Consider the following 1,644-nt stretch of genomic DNA (forward strand, 5'->3'; position numbering starts at 1 on the left):
CCGCATCGGGCGCCGCGGCCATGGCATCGTCGAACGTGCGCTGCAGCGCGCGTCGCCTGGCGCGACGACGCCACGCGAGCCAGCCCAGGATCGACACCGCGACCAAGAGCAATGCGCCAAGCGCCCACCACCCGGGCGCGGGCGGCCACCATGGCGGTGGCGGCGGCACGTGGATGTCGCGCAACACCAGGGCCGGATCGGCGTCCAGCGCGGCGTTCACCAGTCGTCCCCGGTCGAGGCCACGCGCACCTGCACGCCGCGTGCGGGCAATTGCTCCAGCGCCGCCTGCACCGGCCCGGAGAACACCTGGTGCCAACGTTGGCGCTGCGCCGCGGACGCGAGGTCGAGTTCGATCCGGCGGCCGTCGGCGAGGAACGGCAGCACGTTGCGCGGCGGGTCGCGCTCGAGCGGATCGCTGAGCAGGACCAGGCCGACCTGGTTGTGCATCGATAACGCAGTCCAGCGCTGCGGAGGAATAGTGGCGACACTCGACGCGTCGGCAAGCACGCGCAGGCGCGAACCCGGCTTCAGCAGTCGCCGTGCATGCTCCAGCGCGACGTCGAGACCGGCGTCGTCGGGCGGCGGCGCTGCATACCAGCGCACCAGCGCATCGAGCACGCGCAGGGCGCCGCGCGCGCCGCCAGCCGGTGGCACCGGGGCCTCGGCATGGCTCCCGCGCAGCGCGGCAATGCGATCGCCGTCGCGCACCGCCTCCCAGGCGGCCATGGCGCCGACGCGTGCGGCCTGCACCGACTTGTAGCGGACACGGGTGCCGAAATAGAGCGTAGCCGCGGTGTCGGCCACCACCAGGGTCAGGCGTTCGCGCTCGGCCTGGAACAGCTTGGTGTGCGCCTTGCCGCTGCGCGCGGTCAACCGCCAGTCGATGTGGCGGGCGTCGTCGCCAGCTGCATACTCGCGCGACTCGGCGTATTCCATGCCGCGCCCGCGCAACGGCGACGGGGCCTGTCCGCTGCTTCCATGGCGTCCGCGCTGCGCGGCACGACGGCCTTGCGCGGCCGCGCGCAGCGCGACCAGCTCTTCCAGCGTGGGCACGACACCCGCGGTGTCCATCAGCACCTGTCCATCAGGGTAGCGGCACCCGTGCCAGCAGTTCGTCCACCAGGCGTTCGCCGTCCCAGCCTTCGGCGGTCGCCTCGTAGCTGGGCAGCACGCGGTGGCGGAGGACGTCGGGCGCGATCGCGCGCACGTCGTCCGGGGTGACGAAGTCGCGCCCGGCCAGCCACGCATGCGCACGCGCGCAGCGTTCCAGCGCGATCGAGCCGCGCGGGCTTGCGCCCCACGCGATGCGGCGGCCGAGCTCGGTGTCGTAGCGGCCTGCTTCGCGCGAGCCCAGCACCAGCTCGACCAGGTAGCGTTCGACCTGCGGCGCCACGTGCAGGTCCAGGACCGCGGCGCGCGCGGCGAACACGTCCGACAGCGGCATGCGCGCCGGCTCGCGCTTCGGCGCCAGCGCCTGGCGGGCGCGGTCGCGCGCCAGGCGCAGGATCTCGGCTTCCATCGCCGCCTGCGGATAGCCGACGCGGACGTGCATGAGGAAGCGGTCGAGCTGCGCTTCGGGCAACGGGAACGTGCCTTCCTGCTCGATCGGATTCTGCGTGGCCATCACCAGGAACAGCTCGGGCA

3 protein-coding genes are annotated in these 1,644 nt (G+C 73.2%); all 3 read right to left on the reverse strand.

Annotation, left to right across the window (positions count from 1 at the left end; translation table 11 throughout):
- Positions 1-220: DUF4381 family protein (locus QAA18_RS12065; protein ID WP_279413251.1), on the reverse strand; the 220-nt coding region annotated here is incomplete at its 3' end.
- Positions 217-1,071 carry a DUF58 domain-containing protein gene (locus QAA18_RS12070; RefSeq protein WP_279413253.1) on the reverse strand — a complete coding sequence of 285 codons (855 nt, stop codon included), beginning with the start codon at positions 1,069-1,071 and terminating at the stop codon, positions 217-219. The genes QAA18_RS12070 and QAA18_RS12065, both read right to left, overlap by 4 nt.
- 13 nt (positions 1,072-1,084) lie before the next feature.
- Positions 1,085-1,644, reverse strand: a 560-nt coding sequence (locus tag QAA18_RS12075; protein WP_279413254.1) for a MoxR family ATPase, incomplete at its 5' end; no start/stop codon positions are given.

The organism is Luteimonas sp. 8-5, assembly GCF_029763755.1.
Lineage (GTDB): Bacteria > Pseudomonadota > Gammaproteobacteria > Xanthomonadales > Xanthomonadaceae > Cognatiluteimonas.

Bases quoted from the DNA above. Each gene is read 5' to 3' on its own strand.
- QAA18_RS12070 (WP_279413253.1), bottom strand. From the start codon at position 1,071: ATGGACACCGCGGGTGTCGTGCCCACGCTGGAAGAGCTGGTCGCGCTG.